The following is an 18,388-nucleotide window of genomic DNA, read 5'->3' as shown; positions in this document are numbered from 1 at the left end:
AGACTGTTTTCTTGCATCTGAATATATTCCTTGGGTCTGATAATGTATTAACCATCACCTTTTTGTATTTATTCAGCAAGCCCTACATAATTCTTGGAGGAGGACTGGGAGGACTTGCTACAGCAGCATGTTTGACTAGACAAGGAAAACGGGTTCTAGTTCTTGAAAGACACTATTTACCAGGTGGTTGTTGTCATACTTTCGACTACGGTGAATATAGCTTTTGTGCAGACGTGCATTATATTTCCCAGTGTGCTTCCGGTCATACGATTACTGAATTTTTAAACTATATCGAAAGAGATGTCGATTTTAACAGCCTTGACCCTAATTGTATTGATCGAGTGATTACACCGGAGGTTGATTTTAAAATTCCTCTAGGATGGGAAAATTTGCGATCGCGTCTACTCTATGAGTTCCCCGAGGAAACATCTGCAATCAATCGGTACTGCAATACAATCAAGCACTTACATCAAGAAATTCATGACTTGGTGCGAGAGGTACATTGGTTTGATCAAAAATGGTATGACTGGTTAAAACTACCAAAATATTGGCATCTATTTCTCAAGCGAAATTGGACATTACAAAATTTATACGATCGCGTAGGGTTGTCTGCTAAATTACAAGCTGTACTTGCAGGACAAAGTGGCGATTATGCCTTACCTCCAAAAGAAATTGCTTTATTAACCCATACCTCTCTAGTTTGGGACTACTCAGAAGGTGCTTACTATCCCAAACATCACTTTAGGCATTTTGTTAATACCATTGTTGAAGCAATTACGGCAGGTGGAGGTGTGGTTAAACTCTCAACTCCAGTAGAACATATTCAAGTTAATGAAGATAAAATCAAAAGTATAATTGCTGATGGTAGTGTATATCAAGCAACCTATGCTTACATTAGTGACCTCGACCCTAAATTGACTGTGCAATTAATGCATGATTCCCAAGCCTTAAGCAAACGGGAATTGAAACGCTTGACCGATTATGAATATTCCAGTAGTGCTTTTAATGTTTATTTAGGTTTGGATAGCCGCTTTGAGCCAGAAAATTACGGCATCGGTAATTGGAATCTTTGGTATTATCCTACAGGTAACTTGAATGCAGAGTACGAAAAACAATTACGAGGTGATATGAGTCACCCGTGGATTTTCTTGTCTTGTCCAACAATGAAAACAAATGAACCGGGAATTGCACCTCGAGGACATCATATTCTAGAAATTGCTACAGTTTGTCCTTATGAGTCATTTAAAGTTCTACATAAAACCGATCCGAAAGCCTATAAAGCTAAAAAGCGAGAAGTTTACCAACATATTATGACCAGCGTGCGGGAATTAATCCCAGATCTAGATAAATATGCTCGGATGAAAGTTTACGGTACACCCACCACCAGTGAATTTTATTTGGGACAACCACAGGGTAATATTTATGGTGCAAAATTAGTACCACAACAAGTAGGTTTAAACCGTTTGGGATATACTACAGAGCTGCCCAATCTATTCTTTGTTGGTGCTAGTGCGGGTTATCCTAGTGTTCCTGGTGTAATTGGTAATGCAATGGATGTAGTGGAATTGATGACCGGACAATTTGTTTGGGGACAAGTCAAAACAAATAAGGCTGTGGTTACTGCTATTTAATGTAGTACTTGAGGAATATTGGAGAGAATAAGAGTCTTATCTGAGTGGGAATAAAATCCTTCAAGAACAAGCCTAAGAAATATTTGCCTCAGAAATATTTAATTTTCCTCACAAGTTCCCCATATTTTTTTCTCAAACTTAGAAATAAGAATTTTAGTAATCAACGATCGGGAGGTAAGAAATGCGAACTCGAGATTTGATGCGGTGGATTCATTTGATTGGTGCTGCAGTAATCCTTACATTTGTCTACTCTCCCTGGCGGAATGAAGCTGCATTTCTTCTATCCATGCGAGTCCTGATTATCCCAATCTTGGCACTTACCGGATTATGGATGTGGCAAGGACATAAACTAGAGAAATTACTGGGCTCATCTAACCAAAAAGTCAAAACCTCATAGAAAGTTGTAAATTTACATCTGTAAGTATTGTCCGGACTGTTGATAGCAAGATGTCCTGTTACTGGAATAGAGAAAATCTAGAATCGGTAAAATGGGCAATCCCAGAACTAAAAGTCACAGTTAGAGGAGATTTATGAGCAAGGGGCTGGTCATTTCAAGCAACAAAGGACGAAGATACGAATATGCTCCAAATGAGCAAATAACATTCATGCTTTCTGGTGCTGATACATTCGGACAATTAGATCTTGCAGAAAATGAATTTGGTTATTTAGGAGGATTACCAATCCATATTCATCTGCAGCAAGATGAAATTCATTACATTCTGAAAGGACAACTCAGATATCAAATTGGAGAGGAAACATTTGAAACCAAAAGTGGTGACTGTGTCTACATTCCCAAAGGTACTCCCCATGCATGGATAAACCTTCAGCAGGAGACGGCACGAATAATAGCCATTTTAACCCCTGGAGGATCTGAAGGTTTTTTCCAAACAATGTCATCTTTACCAGCAGAAAAAACAGATTCTCAATCATTAGCAAAACTGGCAGAGGACTATGGAACCGAAATAGTTGGTCCACCTTTGGCAGTAAGTTTAGGATTATTAGAAAATAATCTTCATTGATGAAGATGTCGAAACTCCAGCAATTATTCCACCAGCAGTGCAAGATTGTCTTCCATTATCGGCTTCAGGTGGTTTCTTCTACAAATTGATTGTCAAAAGAATAAACAAAAAATGGACACGCAAAAAAATCTCCTTTAATGAGAACGATTACAGAGACCTTCATCAAACATTCTGGCAGAATAACAGAGTATCAATACTGAACTGGGAATTAACAGAAGCGCAAACATCTACCTTAGTTTCTCGATGTCATCAAGAACAAGTCACCGTTAATAGTGCTCTTTATACCGCATTTCTTGCCGCTCAAACAGATATTCAAGGTAGTTCTCAGGATTATTTACAAAATATTTTAATACCAGTTGATTTCAGAAGTCGGCTCACTCAACCTATTGGCGAAGCTGTTGGCTTTTATGCCTCAGCTGGCGTGAATTTTAGGCTGAAATATAACCCCAAAAAATCTTTTTGGGATATGGTACGAATGATGGATCGAAAAATCAAACAAAAACTGACAGATAAAAATATTTTTCAGTCCCAGAAATTAAATTTATTATCCCCATCTTTGATGGATGGGCTTATCTTTGCTAAACACGGAAAATTAAACGATGAAATGGCTTCTAAGCTACTGAAAAAGAAAGGTTTAGATAAAATATTTACAGGTATTGTAATTAGTAATCTCGGTAAATTAGATATTCCAGTTGATTATGGTAACTTGCATTTGGAAGCCTTGATGGGACCGGCTGTATACTCAGATGGAGTAGAAAAAATATTGGAAGTGGTAACAGTTGCGGGAAAAATGCATTTGACCCTAACTTTCGGAGATACAATTATTGCTACAGATATAGTAGTAAAAGTTAAAGATGCTGCAATGAAATATCTCACTGAGGCTTTAATTGGAGAAAAGCAGTCAGCGAAAAGACATTGGATACCAACATTATTACAAAAAAACTAAAAAATTCAGTTTATTCTCAAAAACAGGTTAATTGAAATTTAAAATTTTGCCATTTCGCGATCGCGTTAGTAAGGTTATTTTTTAGGGAATTCTGTAATTAGAGCTTCCCAGAACAAAAGTAGTGTTATGGCGACCGATTTATTTTGTGCACTCGACAATCTTAAAAGGTATAAAATTGGGCAAATCACCCAACTTTGGTGTTTATCAAAGCTACTTTTTATAACTAAAGTGGCGACTTATTCCACTTTATTTATTACGATCGTACTTTTGAATGCAGCTTGTCAGTCCCAACCTCAGAATTCCCAAACTAAAAGTGCAACTTCAAGTTATCAAGTAAAAACCACAAATAATCGGGGGCAAAAATTAGAAAGACTGAATATTGCAATGATTCCCTCCCAAGATTCCCCAGAACAAACCCGAAAGCGGCAAAAATTAGCTGATTATTTGGGGACAACACTGGGAATACCGGTGAATTTTCAGGTGACAAAAGACTACGACCAATCGGTTGACTTGTTAGTAAAAGGAAAAGTCGAAATGGCTTTTCTCTCGGGATTTACTTATGTCAAAGCCCGACAACGTAACCCCCAAGTAGAACCCATACTGGCTCCCATTGAAAAAGGAACAGATCAACCTTGGTACAAAAGCGTGATTGTCGTTAACGCTACAAGTAAAATTAACACCATAAAAGATTTAAAAGGGCATAATTTTAGTTTTGTTAATCCTTCATCTACTTCTGGATACTTGGTACCCTCAGCTTACCTAAAAACTATAGGCATCAACCCAAAACAAGATTTTACAGCTATTCAGTTTGCTGGTAGCCATAACAAGAATGTTAATGCTTTGAAAAGTGGAAAAGTAAAAGCAATTACCATTAACCAGCCCACCTATTTGAACGCCGTTAAAGAAGGGAAACTGCCTGCTAACAAATATAAATTGATTTGGGAATCCGATCCCATCCCCAACGCTCCAATAGTAATTTCCAGTCAACTACCTTCTAAGTTAAAAACTAGTTTACAGAAAGCCTTCATCGATGCGCCAAAAAACTTAATTGCTGTGAGTGGTGCAAAGTCAGATGGCTATACCTTAGTCCAAGACGAAGATTACGAACCCATTAGGAAGTTACAAAAATTTCTGGGACTAGCAACTGACTAAGGACAATGAAAATCGCGACTAAATTTATTACTTCTTCTATTCTCGCCGTTGGTTTAAGTATCTCCCTCATTGGTGGGAGTAACTTTTTGTTTAAGCAGGCAGAAAATTCAGTAGAAGAAAGTCGTAAACAAACTAAGCAAGCTCTTGAGATTGCAATGCAGTTACAGGTATCTTTACGAGACCAAATTGTTACTCTTAAAGACTTTCTGATGTTAAATCGCGATCGCTCTGATATGGCAAGATATGAAAAAGCCAAAACTCAATTTCTCACTCGCCTCAAAGAACTAGAAAACTTGATACCGGAAAACAAAAATATTACTTCCATCAATCGCCGTCATCAAAAACTCGTCCGTCTTGCAGCAGGTTTGAGGAATACACCTTCGACTTTACCCCACCTCCAACAGAGTATCCGAGCGATTAATTCCTACAGCAAAGATATTGAGTTCTACTTGAATCTACTAGTTGAGAATACTCAAAAGGAAGATGCTTTAGCATTACAAGCAAGTAATCAATTCAAACAAAAAGTTTACGTAATTCAGTACGTGGTTATGGCTGGAATCTTTTTGGTTGCGGTCGCTCAATTTCATTTAATCCTCTTACCTGTAATTCGCTCGCTTCAGAAGTTACAAAGAGGAACAGCAACTATTGGTGCGGGGAAGTTAGATTATCGTTTGCAAATCCACAGTAGTGATGAGATCGAACAACTAGCAAATGATTTTAATCATATGGCTGCAACATTGGCTCAATCTTACTCTTCTTTAGAACAGAAAGTAGATGAACTCCGTCAAGCAACGGAAAAAGCAGAAGTTGCAAATAAAGCCAAAAGTACTTTTATCGCTAATATGAGCCACGAGTTGCGCTCTCCCCTCAATGCGATTCTCGGTTTTTCCCAAATTATGACTCGTTCCCAAACCCTTCCGGTGGAACACCAAGAAAGTGTAGGGATAATTTCCCGCAGTGGTGAACACCTACTAACTTTAATTAATAATGTTCTGGATCTATCTAAAATTGAAGCCGGGAAAACTACCCTAAACCTCAAAAACTTCGATCTCTACCGGTTACTGGATGATATTCATGATATGTTCCAACTTAAAGCCACAGAACAAAGTCTACAACTAGTGTTGGAATATACTCCTGAAGTACCTCGCTATGTTCGTACCGATGAAGTTAAATTGCGCCAAATACTAATTAATCTGATTAATAATTCCCTCAAATTTACCCAAGAAGGGGGTGTTTCTGTGAGAATTGCAGCTGGAGAAATAAGAAAACAGGAAATAAAAAAACAAGAAAACTGCGTTCGCATCAACGCGTTTGGACGCAGCAAGGTGAACATCCGTCAGGATGCTTCTAATACAAAAAGTCTCTTAGATGTCGATCGCAAAAATCGGACCATTATCTTTGAAGTCGAAGATACAGGTGCAGGAATTGCAGCAGAGGAATTAGATACATTATTTGAAGCTTTCACTCAAACAGAAACTGGAAAACAAGCCCAAGAAGGTACAGGTTTAGGTTTACCCATTAGCCGTAAATTTGTGCGGTTGATGGGGGGTGAGATGAAAGTTAGTTCGCAAGTAGAAGTGGGGACTACCTTTAAATTTGAGATCCAAGTGACTGAAGTTGATGCTGATGAGGTTACTACAAGCCAGCCTAAATGCCGCGTTATAGCCCTTGAACCCAATCAACCTTGTTACCGCATCTTGATTGTGGATGATAAACCCCTTAACCGCCAATTATTGGTTAAACTCCTCAACCCTCTTGGTTTTGAACTCCAAGAAGCCAGTAATGGTCAAGAAGCAATAAACATTTGGTCAAAGTGGGAACCGCATTTGATTTGGATGGATATGCGTATGCCCGTGATGGATGGGTATACAGCAACACAGAAGATTAAATCGACGACAAAAGGACAAGCCACAGCGATTTTGGCTTTAACAGCTAGTATCTTTGAAGAGGAAAGAGCAGTAGTTCTCTCAACTGGTTGTGATGATTTCTTACGTAAACCTTTCCGAGAAGCGGAAATTTTTGATGCAATGCAAAAACATTTGGGAGTACGGTATGTCTATGAAGATTTGCAATCTACAACAACAGAAAATGTAAATAATGCTGATGTGCTGACAACAACAGCAATTGAAGCACTACCAGCAGATTTAGTTACCCAACTCCAAGAGGCGATTTTTGCTTCCGACCTGGATTTAATTGACACAGTTACAGAGCAAATTAAACGAGAAAATACACCGTTAGGAGAGGTTATTAAAAATTGTTTGCATAATTTTGAATATGAGAAAATTTTGGATTTAATTCCCACATATCAAACTTAAGAAATAATCAAAATAAAAAATAATTGGTAAATTTTAATTAAAAAAATAAAAAAAATAAATTAATGATTAAAGATTCTTCAACTCCTTATCAAGGCGAAATTATTATTATTGATGATACTCCTGCGAACTTACATTTACTAGCTAATCTTCTCAAAGAATATAGCTATAAAGTTCGACCTTTCCCTAGTGGTAAGTTAGCATTAGCCGGTATTAAGCATTCCCAACCCGATTTAATTTTGCTTGACATCCAAATGCCGAATATGGATGGTTATCAAGTATGCGAACAATTAAAAGCTAATGAAATCAGTCGCGATATTCCTGTTATTTTTATTAGTGCTTTGAATGAAGCACTCGACAAAGTGAAAGCTTTTACTGTTGGTGGGATAGATTATATTACCAAACCTTTTCAAGCAGAAGAAGTTTTAGCTCGTGTCAATACCCACCTACAACTCAGCAGCTTGCAAAAAATGCTGCAACAAGAAAACTATCTGCAAGCAAAACAACTTGAAGCGCAAAATATTCAACTTCAGTTAATGAATAATACCTTACAAAAAGTTAATCAAGAGCTTAAATTAAAATACAATCAACTACAACAAGCACAATTACAATTAGTACAAAGTGAAAAAATGGCAACCCTGGGTCAGTTAGTAGCTGGTGTTGCTCATGAAATTAATAATCCTGTTGGTTTTATTTCTGGTAATTTGAAGCACGCTTCACAATATATTCGAGATTTGATCGATCATTTGAAACTATATCAACAAAAATATCCCCAAAACATACTAGAAATAGAAAATAATGCTACGGAGATTGATTTGGAATATTTATTAGAAGATTTACCAAATACCATTAAATCGATGAAAGTGGGAACCGATCGCATAGAAGATATTAGTACTTCTCTACGCACCTTTTCCCGCTCAGATACAACCAATTTGGTCAAAGCTAATCTACATGAAGGGATAGATAGCACTTTACTAATTCTCAAACATCGTCTCAAAGCAAATGAATATCGACCTGCTATTGAAATTATCAAAGAATATGGCAATCTACCTGAAGTTGAGTGTTACCCAGGTCAACTTAACCAGGTATTTATGAATATTATTGCTAATGCAATTGATGCTTTAGATGAATCCATACAAGTTCGTTCTGAGGAAGAACTAAATAATAATCCCTGTCAGATTACTATTAGTACAGAAGTTTTACCCACATTTAATGATATTGCAGTTCGCATTAAAGATAATGGGATTGGGATGTCAAAAGAACTAGAAAAAAAAGTATTTGAATATCTATTTACAACTAAAGGAATAAATAAAGGAACTGGTTTAGGTTTATCTATTTCTCTACAAATAGTCCAAGAAAAACACCAAGGGAAATTAACTTATATTTCTTGTCCGGGAAAGGGAACAGAATTTACGATTGAGTTACCAATTCAAGCTATTCGTAATATGGCTGATAGTTAGGTCTATTGATTACCAAGCCACAGTAAAATTTATGATTCTGAAAATAATTTCTTAAATAATTTTTTTAATTTTAAAACAACAACACCCGAGCATCTACTGACTTAGTTATTCCCTCTCTTATCTCATGACATACAGGCTTGCACTGTTTGAGGTTTTACACTCGTTAACGCTGCCCCTTTACCAACCACTTGAGGAAATATAAGTATCGAAGTCGGGTGTTATTGTTAGGTCCGCAAGACAGATAATCAAACAGCTTTTACCTCTTAACTCTGACTTTAACTGTCAACAACAAGGCTGTTTTCTCTGCCAAGGAAGCTTTTTATTAGCTTCAATTATTAAGTTATCATCACTTGATGGGGTTAGCTAGTCTTTGAAACTAAACTTTAGCTTTAGTAGTAATTGGTAACAGTAGATTAATTAGATTAAATTTACTTCATCTTGCTTCACAGGTAACAAAATCTCAAAAATTAAAAATATAGGTGACTGTAATTAAGGGAGGTATAAGTCAAAAACTGTTTCTACCACTGGCTCTTGACTTCTGACTCCTCAATTTAACCAAAGAACTTTTTCACCGCAAACCCTAATTAAACGCGCTTCAGAACAAATAAACTCCCATCACCTCCTCGTCCAATTCTCAAGGTTTCATCTAAATATGTAATTTCAAGGCTGGGAATTCGACCTTGGGGATTATTAGCTGAAACAACCTTAAATGGATTTAGTTTAGGAGTATTAATGCTGAAAATTTTCTCAATTGATAGGTAACGCTTATCAAAATTAACGTTAATGCGTTTTTCAGTATCTTCTGGCGCAGGTTCAAAACTTGCTGTGACCTTGACGCTTCCTGATATTAGCCCTAAAGGATGCCGAACAAAAGCCAAATTAAAAAATGATTTATTTTCAACATCAATTTCTTGATAAACTTTACCTACTTTCAAATTCAATGGTAGAGAAGATAAACGACGAATCTCCCTGGCTGTCGAATATTGCAATAACCATTTTCCATTCAGGAGAGAAGTTGCGTGGAGTAATGGTTGAGGATTCGGATTAACTTTTTCCAAATCCCTCACTAATTGCTCAATTTCGTCAACTAAGTTCTCGTTTAGTTTTAAATTGGTTAAAGGAGAATCATCTTTATTAGATTGAATCTTTTCCAGGATGGTTTGTAATTGTTCTTTTAATGCTGCTGGACTCAATGATTGTTTTTCCTTTGGCGAACTTTCACTAACCATCATAAAGTGATACTAAACAAGATTAAATTTCCTATGGAATTAAAAATAACTGATGAGGTCCTCGTACAACACTAGCCTTAAATCCTGTTGTTTCCAATCGTGGTTTATCCCCGTCCCCATCTACCACGCGGAAAAAATGAATACCACCACGACGTTCTGTTAGATCGAAGTTTATAAAACTAGTCACAGCTAAATTTTTCCCCTCAGCATCGAATACAATACCTTGGGGTAATACATTACCATCCAAGCGATATTCTTCTGGAGAGCTTAATTGTCCCGTGTCTGGGTTCATTCTAACTAGAGAAATTGAACTGTAGGATGTCATTCGCGAATCATCCCAAGGTAAATAACTACGAATCATATTTGGTGTTGCAATCAAACGTCCATCTCGGCTCATAGCCAAACCTTCAGGGCTAATTCCTGCTTTAATAGTAGAAATAACTTGATGCTTAGGATTATTACCCTCATTAACAAATCTGATAGAGGTGAGACTTCCAGGAGGCGCACCGACAAAAAAACCATCTACATTCTCACCCCAATGGACGCTGTTGGTAACAAAGAACTGACCATTTGGGGTAAAGTATCCAGCAACTGGAAATTTACCAACTTTAACAGGTTCTCCCCACTGGCGGATTTGAAATTTACTGTTATCTTCACGGATGACTTGATAAAATCTAACTTCATCGCGGGTTTGCAGATTAATTGCAAAAAAACGTCCTGATGGGTGCCATCGAATACCACCAATTTCTCCTTCAGCTTTTAGTCCTTCGATAGGAAAAGACTGAGGTTGTCCAAGTTTTGTCCCTTTTACGGGAATGAGATGCACTTGTTTTCCTGGTTCTCGTGAAGTGGTAACAGCAAGTAAATCACCTTCTGGATTAATATCCACAGCTTCTGGACGCCGACCAAGTTCTATAGTATCGACTATTCTGGGGTTCATTGGATTAGCTAAATCTAGCGATCGCAATTTTGTTCCCACAGGTAACTGGTCAAATTTCGTTGCGCCTTTAGGTGCAGGTTCGCTGGTTTCGACAACAAATCCCGAACGTCCATCTGGAGAAACCTCCAAAGAAAGAGGCCACGCAGTCACAGCATTGGAAACATTAATTTGTCCTACTTGCATTGGTTGGGGACTGCGATTTTTCAAATCTAGAGGAAGTGGCAAAATCGTTAGAGTATCTTCTATTCCTAACTGTTTAACTCCCAATTGTCCATCGACGTAAGTAGAGGGAACCATATCTGCATCAGACAATGCTAAAAGATAACGTCCGGCGAAGTTAAGGGGTATATTTGTTTTGCTAGTTCCCTGGGTTGTAGCTTGATTCGTAGATGCTTGAGTTTGAGTCGCTGAATTAGATTGACAGCCTTGAAGTAAAAAAGATGCAAGCAATAATATACTCAATACACAATTTCTTAGATTCATCGTAAAAAGAATCATCAGAAAACTCCTCATATCTGTTATTTGTGTCCGTTGTAAACTTTTTCTTTAACTCATCAAATCCTGCAAACGAGCTTGAGATAATTTTGCATCAAAGGAAAATTGGGGGTCGAGGGTTGCAATTGGAAAGCGCGGTGTCATCGGACGACGAAAATCAATTGATTCAACGTAAGCAATTAAATCTGCATTTTGAGTAGCTGCCCCTTGTTCGTTATATTGGCGATAGTTTGGGTAATCTGCAGCTAATGAATCCCAATCGGTATAAGCTGTTAAACCAACATTCAGCCTTTGTGGTAAATCTGGACGAATGAATTGGTCGATTACCTTCCATTCTTGGGAACCATCTTCTTGATAAAGTAAGGTAAAAAGTTCTCCCGAACGAGCTACTCGCAAGCGTACCCAACCAGTGGGAGCCTCAGAAATTTTCAAAGTAGAAATGCTGTTGTAAGTAGACTTGATTTCAAAATGTGGTTTACCAGCCGGAAAAGCCGTACCAGTACTAAAAAACATCCAGTTCTCGCCCTTTAGTTTCCAAGTATCCTTAGTAAACTCACGTGGTGTCCGAATAAAAATACCGGCTAGAGAAAAGGAACGTTGAGGAATAGAGGATTTAGTTCCCCGAACATTAATTCGGGTTGTGACAATAAAATCTCCATCGATTTCTCGATAAAGATGTCCTGCATAATTGTCCTCAAACCACCCCGAAGACCTAGGTTGTAAAACCAATAGTCCTTTCTCTATTCGTGGAGGTTCCCACTTTGGTACCCAACCCTCCACTTGAAATTCTTGCCAATTCTGCAATGCTTGGGAAGTATCAAACTTAGTAGATAATACTTTCAAGTCTTTATTGCTTGCAGAGCCTCCGAGATTGCTATCTCGATCTGAATTACTGGAAAACACCATAGAAGCAGTAAGTTTATTTCCCCTTCTAGAAGCAATCGCCAATATTCCACTAATAATCCCGATCGCACTAAATAAAATATTCCGACGATTGAATTTTAGATTCATACCCATATCCAAACATCCAAGTAATCTATTCCTTCAACAAGCAAATAAATATTGTGAGATAAATAACACCAATCAAGATCGCACTTGAAGGTATCCAAAAAAATAACCGACAACTCCACTATTTGTTAATTGCAGGAACTCAGCACAGTACATTCTGAATAGTGGCATTTTTATTTGGATTACCCCTTTAGATTTACTTAATTTTTTCTATCCTAATCCGGTTTGTGAAACACATTTATACATATTGCCAGTATATTAATACATCAGAAGTATAAATAACCCCAATGGGTATCCTTTCCATGGAATTACAGCACTTTCGCTGTTTTATTGTCTTAGCCGAAGAGTTGCACTTTACCCGTGCAGCCGAACGTCTGCATTTATCCCAACCACATCTAACTCGTATAATTAACCAAATCGAAAAAGAATTGGGTGTTTTACTATTGCAACGTACTACTCGCCAAGTTCGCTTGACTAATGCAGGTGAAAAATTTTTAACTGAATCTATTAGTGTGATTGCTAGAGTTGAAGCAGCTGTAAAAACGATGCAAAGCTTTGCATCTAAAGACTATGGCTCATTAGCGGTAGGCTTCACAGAAATGGCGCGACATAGTGTAGTACCAAAAATTATCTCAGTATTTAGGGATAAATACCCGGAAATAGAACTGGAAATTTTAGAAGAATGTACTGAAGAATTAGTAGAAGCTCTACGCACAGCAAAAGTCGATATTGCTTTTCTTCATCCACCACTGCGTGCAGATTTTCTCAACTCGATCTCAATTTATCAAGAATGTTTTACTATTGCCTTACCTTTCGATCATCCCCTAGCGTTAAAAACAGAAATTAATTTTGCTGCTTTGAAAAATGAAACATTTATTATGCACCACCGCAAACATGGACCGGTGATATACGATCGCATTTTCCAGTTATGTAAGGAAGCAGGATTTTTACCAAAAGTGATTCACCGAGATACAGGTAGGTCTTTTTTAGGACATGTAACCGCGAAATTAGGTATTTGTTTTGTTACACCTAGTATGCAGCATACAAAAAATCCTGGAGTGATTTGTCTTCCCATCGCCAGAGATGCACCAATCTTAGAGCATGCGATCGCATGGCGGAAAAATGATACTTCACTTTCGGTTGAAAGATTTTTGAAAATAGTAGAGGAATTCGATAATCCAGCAACTATTTTAATGCAGAATCATGTATTAAATGGAAAAATTTATATTTGATTTTCATTTAGAAACTAAAGTCAACATATTGCTAATTAGTCCTCTGAAATTTATTTACAAAATTGAGATTGAACTTAAAGTATAAAAAAGACGTAGCGATGCTACGTCCCAAAATAACTAGATTAGGGTCAAGCTAAAATCGTATTTATCCTTTCTGGGAATCTATTGGATTCTCTTTCCAAGTGACTATCATTACTTTTGTCTCGTCAGTATTAAGTGTCAAGGTGATATATTTAGTAAACTCACCTTTTTTGACTTCATATAAAACACCATTGGTATAATCTTCAACTTGAGATGTTTCAAAGCCTTGTTCTTCAAGTTTACTCTTGACAATCGAGCCTAATTCATCTGGACTTTTTTTACTAACATCTGCATTAAAAGCTGTTTCTGTTCCTGGAGTTGGGGTTTGATTTTTATTCGCTTCAGCTGTGTCTAGATATTTTGTCCAGCCAAGTTCTTCATAAAGCTTCGCGAAAGTATTTTCAAATGCTTTTTCTTCAGGAGTTAGTTCTGGTTTTTTCTCTGTTTCTTCTGATTCTTGAGTCTCTTCAGATTTTTTAAGCTCTTCTAATTGTTCTGAGTCTTCGGATTTTTTTATCTCCTCAGATTCCTGGGGTTCTTCTGTTTTTTCCTCTCCTTCAGATTTTTCAGATTCCTGAATATTCACAGACTCTTGTGAGCTTTTTATTTCCTCTAATTCATTAGTTTCTTGAGAATCTTCAGGTTTTAAGGATTGAATATTTAGACGGTAGCAATCTATTCGCTCTTGGGAAAGTAAAATTACAGTACCTTTATCAGTCTGGTCAAAGAGATGTAGGAATCTATCTTGACCATCCTTGGAAATTTGATAGACTTTTGTATCTGAAGAATCTGCAACTTGTTTTGGTTGATAGCCCTGTTCTCCTAAGCTTTGGACAAAATAACCACTGACTTTAGCAAGAGGATCGGGTGTAAATCTACTGTCCTTATCCTCTTGAGCAACTTTTAATCCACACAACAGCGGTCGAGCATTTTTATAATCAGTTACTCCAGTAAATATATTAGGTTCTGATGTTGCTATTGGTTCTTCAGGATTGTTTTCATCGGTCTTGACATCAGAACTTGTGAGTTCTTCAGTATTACTTTCTGTATCAGTATTATCTTCTGTTTCAGCTGCTGTAGAATCAGATATATCGCCAGAATCTGAACCTGAAATTTCTGGAATATTATTACTAGTCTCTACCTCAGATTCAAATTCTGGTTCGGAAGGTGTTGGTAAACTGACAACATCATCACCAGAGGAGTCATCTTCTGAATCTATGGGGTCGTCGCTAGAATCATTTACGGAGTCTAAAGTATCATCACCTGATTCATCTCCAGCATCCAAAGTGTCATCACTAGAGTCATCTGCAGCATCTGAATCATCAGTTAAATCATCTCCAGAGTCTGAAACCTCATCACTCAAATCTTCATCATCAGGTACGGGAGGAAGTTTTTCTACATCCAAAGGCTCTTCACCTTCTTCCAAACCTTCACCTTCTAAATCCTCTTCTAAATCATCTTCTTCTGAACTATCTTCAAAATCTTCTTCGGAATCATTTTCAAACTCTTCATCTGAACTTACTTGCTCAGTAGTTTCTCTATCTGCATCCTTCCCCGACAAAATTGGAATTGCAAGTGCGATCGCATGGGCTAAAACTGATAATAGCAGTGCAATAACAAATGGATGTCTAACAGATGTATCCTTAAAATTACGCAACTTCGAGAGAAAATCATTCAATAAAGACCGCAACTTCAAAAACAATTCTTTTACAGATAATGACTTGAACATAAATATGCCTCTGTTAATATTAACTGCTCAGTTCAATGAAATATTTCATCAGTCATAACTTACAGAAATGAAAGAGAAGAATGCAGATTGAAGGACAATTTTATCAGGTTAACAAATTTAACTAACAAAGATGATTAATAACAGTATAAATTTGAGCATCTAACACTTACAATATAGTTTGTTAAAGAATTAAACGAGAAGTTACAACTGTGAATTACGTCATTTATAATACTTAATTTAGAATTTACAACCTAATTTCTACTAATTGTTAGGTTACTAGTCTTATAAATTTTATATTCAGTAATTTGAGAAGTAATTAGAAAATACTAGCAATTATTTTCAGGTAAATGCACATATAATAATTACACAGTAGAGCAAAAATTGAGAGGATGTTTTCAAACCGAAACAAACACTATAATTTTATTATCGTTCTTAGATAAAAGCTTTGAAAAGATTATTCTTGAAATAATAGTATTTAGACTAGAATTTTGTAATATTAACAACAATACTTTCTGATGCTCATTCTTAAACCGTTCGCGAAATAATTGATAAGGAATCAGATACGGATTTATTTCTGTTCAGAATCAAATTATCTCATGCTTTATTACAATATAAACAATTTATTTTGATATTACTACTAGTATTTGTTATAAAAACATTTTTTGCAGTAGACATACAACAAATAACTTTATTTGTATTATTTATATTTCTATAAAATGTTGTATTTTACGAAAAATAATATCTATAATTAATCTTGTAATTAACTTATTAAAAAAGACTCAGTAGTTGTAATATCCAAACTTGTTAATATTGGTTGAATATGCAGTCATAATTATACTATTTTTTAATTCAGATAAAAGTATTATTTTGGCCTAAAACAACATAATTTTAAATAGATTTTTTGCATTACTTTTAGTTCCGTTAACCTAACATTAAACCTTGAAGTAGTAGGGTTATATCAGTCTGTGGATCAACAGAAAGTACTTCCCTGATAGTGAGGATATATGAAGTTTTCAACTACCGTTTTGAATCGTGTAGTTACCAGTTCTGTTGTAGCTGCTGCTGTAGTATTGGGACCTATTTTCACTGCAGTTGCTCAAGCAGAAAGTCTCAAAGGTGCAGGTGCTAGTTTCCCTAATCCTTTGTATCAGCGTTATGCTCGCGAAGTTAGAAAGAAGCATCCTAGCTTAAAAGTTAACTATCAAGCTTGTGGTAGTAGCTGCGGTATCCGTCAAACCATCAAAGGAACCGTTGACTTTGGCGGTAGTGATGCAGCTATGAAGAATAGCGAAATCAGAAAAGTTCGTCGTGGTGTTATTCTAGTTCCCACCGCAGGTGGTGCTGTTTCCGTTGTTTACAACCTTCCTGGTGTAAAGAACCTTAAGCTTTCCCGCACTACCCTACCCCTGATCTTCGCTGGTAGAATCAAGCGTTGGAATGACGCCAGAATAAAAAAAGATAACCCTGGTGTAAGACTACCTAACAGAAGAATTACCCCAGTTGTACGTGCAGATGGTAGTGGTACAACCTTCATCTTCACCAACCACTTAGCTACAATCAGTGGCTATTTCAGAGGTAGAGTTGGTCGCGGTAAGAAGCCCAGATGGACTTTAAGAAGAGTTCTTAAGGGTAAGGGTAATGCAGGTGTTGCTAACCTAGTTAGACGTACCCGTGGTGGAATCGGTTACGTAAACTACTCTTTCGCTGTTAAGAACAGACTTAAGTCTGCAAGAGTACAAAATAAGAGCAAGCAGTTTGTTGCTCCTTCTTTAAAGGCTGCAAACCAAGCTTTAGGAAGTGTTAAATTCCCCAAAAACTACCGCATATTTGTAGGTGACTCCAACAAAGGTTATCCCATCGTTGGATTAACCTGGATGATGGTCTACAAGAAGTATCCTTCTAAAGCTAAGGCTGCTGCTGTTAAGAAGTGGGTCAACTGGGTTATGACCGAAGGTCAAAAGTACAATGCTGGATTGCAATATACACGTATTCCTAAGAGCGTAGTCAAGCGCGTACTTAAGGACGTAAACACCAAAGTTAAGTAATCAAATAAATTTATTTACTTCGTTACTTACCTAATGAATAGTGTGACCGCTTAATAACTTGATTATTATAGGGCGGGTAATACCCGCCCTATTCTTGTAGCGAAAAATTATTTATTGATGAGCAATGGAAAATTCATCAGTGCAACAGATTGACGATTCGTTGAATATAACAAGCAGCACAGGACGCAGTTTTTGGATAGATCGAAGTTTTAATATACTAGTTCATAGTTTTGCTCTAATTACAGTTAACATACTGCTTTGGATGATTGCAGTTGTCTACAGAGAAGCAAAACCTGCAATCGATAAATTTGGTCTGGATTTTATTTGGAGTCAAGACTGGGATACCCTTGAAGGTTTGTATGGAGCATTACCATATGTTTATGGAACCTTGGTAAGTAGTGGGCTTGCTATTTTAATCGCTATCCCTGTAGGCTTGGCAGTAGCACTGGTTACCAGTGAAGACTTTTTACCGGACTGGGTAAAGTCACCAATTGCTTTTATTGTGGAATTAATTGCTGCAATCCCCAGTGTAATTATTGGTTTGTGGGCAATTTATGTCTTAATTCCTTTTTTAATACCTTTACAGGAGTGGTTATATAACAATCTGAGCTGGATCCCACTGTTTGATACAGAGGATACCTCCGGAAATAACATGATGACAGCAGCAATTGTTCTGGCAATTATGATTTTGCCAACAATGGCAGCTATTAGTCGGGATGTACTTTTAGTAATTCCCAAACAGTTACGTACTGGTGCAATGGCTTTAGGCTCTACCCGTTGGGAAACTATTTTTAGAGTACTGTTACCTGCTGGTTTTTCCGGTATCGTTGGCGCAACGATGCTTGCTTTGGGAAGGGCTTTAGGGGAAACTATGGCTGTAACCATGGTAATAGGTAACTTTAATCAGATTAAACCTTCATTACTTGAAGCAGCTTATACCATACCTGCCGTCCTTGCTAACGAATTTGCGGAAGCAGAAAATAGTTTACATGTTGGCGCTTTAACATATTTAGCTTTGATTTTGTTTGCTTTGACCCTAGTTGTAAATATTGGTGCTGTGATATTAGTGCAGGTACTTGACCGAAACAAAAAATAATTGGTCATGAATT

General features: G+C 37.0%; 14 protein-coding genes. 10 read left to right on the top strand and 4 right to left on the bottom strand.

Features of this window, described 5'->3' with window-relative positions:
• The first annotated feature begins 62 nt into the window (after positions 1-62).
• The 7 genes from BC008_RS04805 (at position 63) to BC008_RS04775 (ending at position 8,520) form a co-directional block, all read left to right on the top strand.
• Positions 63-1,631: a phytoene desaturase family protein gene (locus BC008_RS04805; RefSeq protein WP_027843190.1), complete on the top strand. Its 1,569-nt coding sequence runs from the start codon at positions 63-65 to the stop codon at positions 1,629-1,631.
• A 181-nt stretch (positions 1,632-1,812) separates the two neighbouring features.
• The gene (locus BC008_RS04800; protein ID WP_058183261.1) at positions 1,813-2,028 is read left to right on the top strand and encodes a hypothetical protein; all 216 of its coding nucleotides are present in this window, start codon (positions 1,813-1,815) and stop codon (positions 2,026-2,028) included.
• Positions 2,029-2,161: 133 nt separating this feature from the next.
• On the top strand, positions 2,162-2,650 hold the full coding sequence (locus BC008_RS04795; protein WP_027843192.1) for a cupin domain-containing protein: 489 nt from the start codon (positions 2,162-2,164) through the stop codon (positions 2,648-2,650).
• Positions 2,651-2,687: 37 nt separating this feature from the next.
• On the top strand, positions 2,688-3,596 hold the full coding sequence (locus tag BC008_RS04790) for a phthiocerol/phthiodiolone dimycocerosyl transferase family protein (protein WP_027843193.1): 909 nt from the start codon (positions 2,688-2,690) through the stop codon (positions 3,594-3,596).
• 228 nt (positions 3,597-3,824) lie between these two features.
• Positions 3,825-4,748, top strand: a complete 924-nt coding sequence (locus BC008_RS04785) for a substrate-binding domain-containing protein (protein WP_161938075.1) — start codon at positions 3,825-3,827, stop codon at positions 4,746-4,748.
• 5 nt (positions 4,749-4,753) lie between these two features.
• Positions 4,754-7,063 carry a response regulator gene (locus BC008_RS04780; RefSeq protein WP_058183255.1) on the top strand — a complete coding sequence of 770 codons (2,310 nt, stop codon included), beginning with the start codon at positions 4,754-4,756 and terminating at the stop codon, positions 7,061-7,063.
• 62 nt (positions 7,064-7,125) lie between these two features.
• A complete protein-coding gene (locus tag BC008_RS04775; RefSeq protein ID WP_058183253.1) occupies positions 7,126-8,520 on the top strand; it encodes a hybrid sensor histidine kinase/response regulator in 1,395 nt (464 codons plus the stop codon).
• Positions 8,521-9,104: 584 nt separating this feature from the next.
• Here the strand turns inward: BC008_RS04775 and BC008_RS04770 are convergent.
• The 3 genes from BC008_RS04770 to BC008_RS04760 are packed head-to-tail and all read right to left on the bottom strand — an operon-like array spanning position 9,105 to position 12,195.
• Positions 9,105-9,752: a PAP/fibrillin family protein gene (locus tag BC008_RS04770; protein WP_082650484.1), complete on the bottom strand. Its 648-nt coding sequence runs from the start codon at positions 9,750-9,752 to the stop codon at positions 9,105-9,107.
• Positions 9,753-9,780: 28 nt separating this feature from the next.
• Entirely contained in the window at positions 9,781-11,187 is a 1,407-nt protein-coding gene (locus tag BC008_RS04765; protein WP_153009518.1) for a YncE family protein, read from the bottom strand.
• A gap of 48 nt (positions 11,188-11,235) precedes the next feature.
• Positions 11,236-12,195 carry a DUF1349 domain-containing protein gene (locus tag BC008_RS04760; protein ID WP_161938074.1) on the bottom strand — a complete coding sequence of 320 codons (960 nt, stop codon included), beginning with the start codon at positions 12,193-12,195 and terminating at the stop codon, positions 11,236-11,238.
• A gap of 284 nt (positions 12,196-12,479) precedes the next feature.
• Here BC008_RS04760 and BC008_RS04755 point away from each other — a divergent pair, with 284 nt between their 5' ends.
• Positions 12,480-13,424, top strand: coding sequence for a LysR substrate-binding domain-containing protein (locus BC008_RS04755; protein ID WP_058183247.1), 945 nt, complete (start codon positions 12,480-12,482; stop codon positions 13,422-13,424).
• Positions 13,425-13,569: 145 nt separating this feature from the next.
• Here the strand turns inward: BC008_RS04755 and BC008_RS04750 are convergent, their stop codons facing one another.
• Positions 13,570-15,234 carry a hypothetical protein gene (locus BC008_RS04750; RefSeq protein ID WP_027843199.1) on the bottom strand — a complete coding sequence of 555 codons (1,665 nt, stop codon included), beginning with the start codon at positions 15,232-15,234 and terminating at the stop codon, positions 13,570-13,572.
• A 1,004-nt stretch (positions 15,235-16,238) separates the two neighbouring features.
• On the opposite strand from BC008_RS04750, the gene pstS reads away from it, so the two are divergent.
• Positions 16,239-17,279 carry a phosphate ABC transporter substrate-binding protein PstS gene (pstS, locus tag BC008_RS04745; RefSeq protein WP_027843200.1) on the top strand — a complete coding sequence of 347 codons (1,041 nt, stop codon included), beginning with the start codon at positions 16,239-16,241 and terminating at the stop codon, positions 17,277-17,279.
• Positions 17,280-17,403: 124 nt separating this feature from the next.
• Entirely contained in the window at positions 17,404-18,375 is a 972-nt protein-coding gene (gene pstC / locus BC008_RS04740; RefSeq protein ID WP_027843201.1) for a phosphate ABC transporter permease subunit PstC, read from the top strand.
• Positions 18,376-18,388: the final 13 nt, after the last annotated feature.

This window comes from Mastigocoleus testarum BC008 (assembly GCF_001456025.1).
Taxonomy (GTDB): Bacteria; Cyanobacteriota; Cyanobacteriia; order Cyanobacteriales; family Nostocaceae; genus Mastigocoleus; species Mastigocoleus testarum.
Note: the sequence above shows the minus strand (reverse complement) of the source record. Positions and strands in the feature narration are given on the sequence as shown.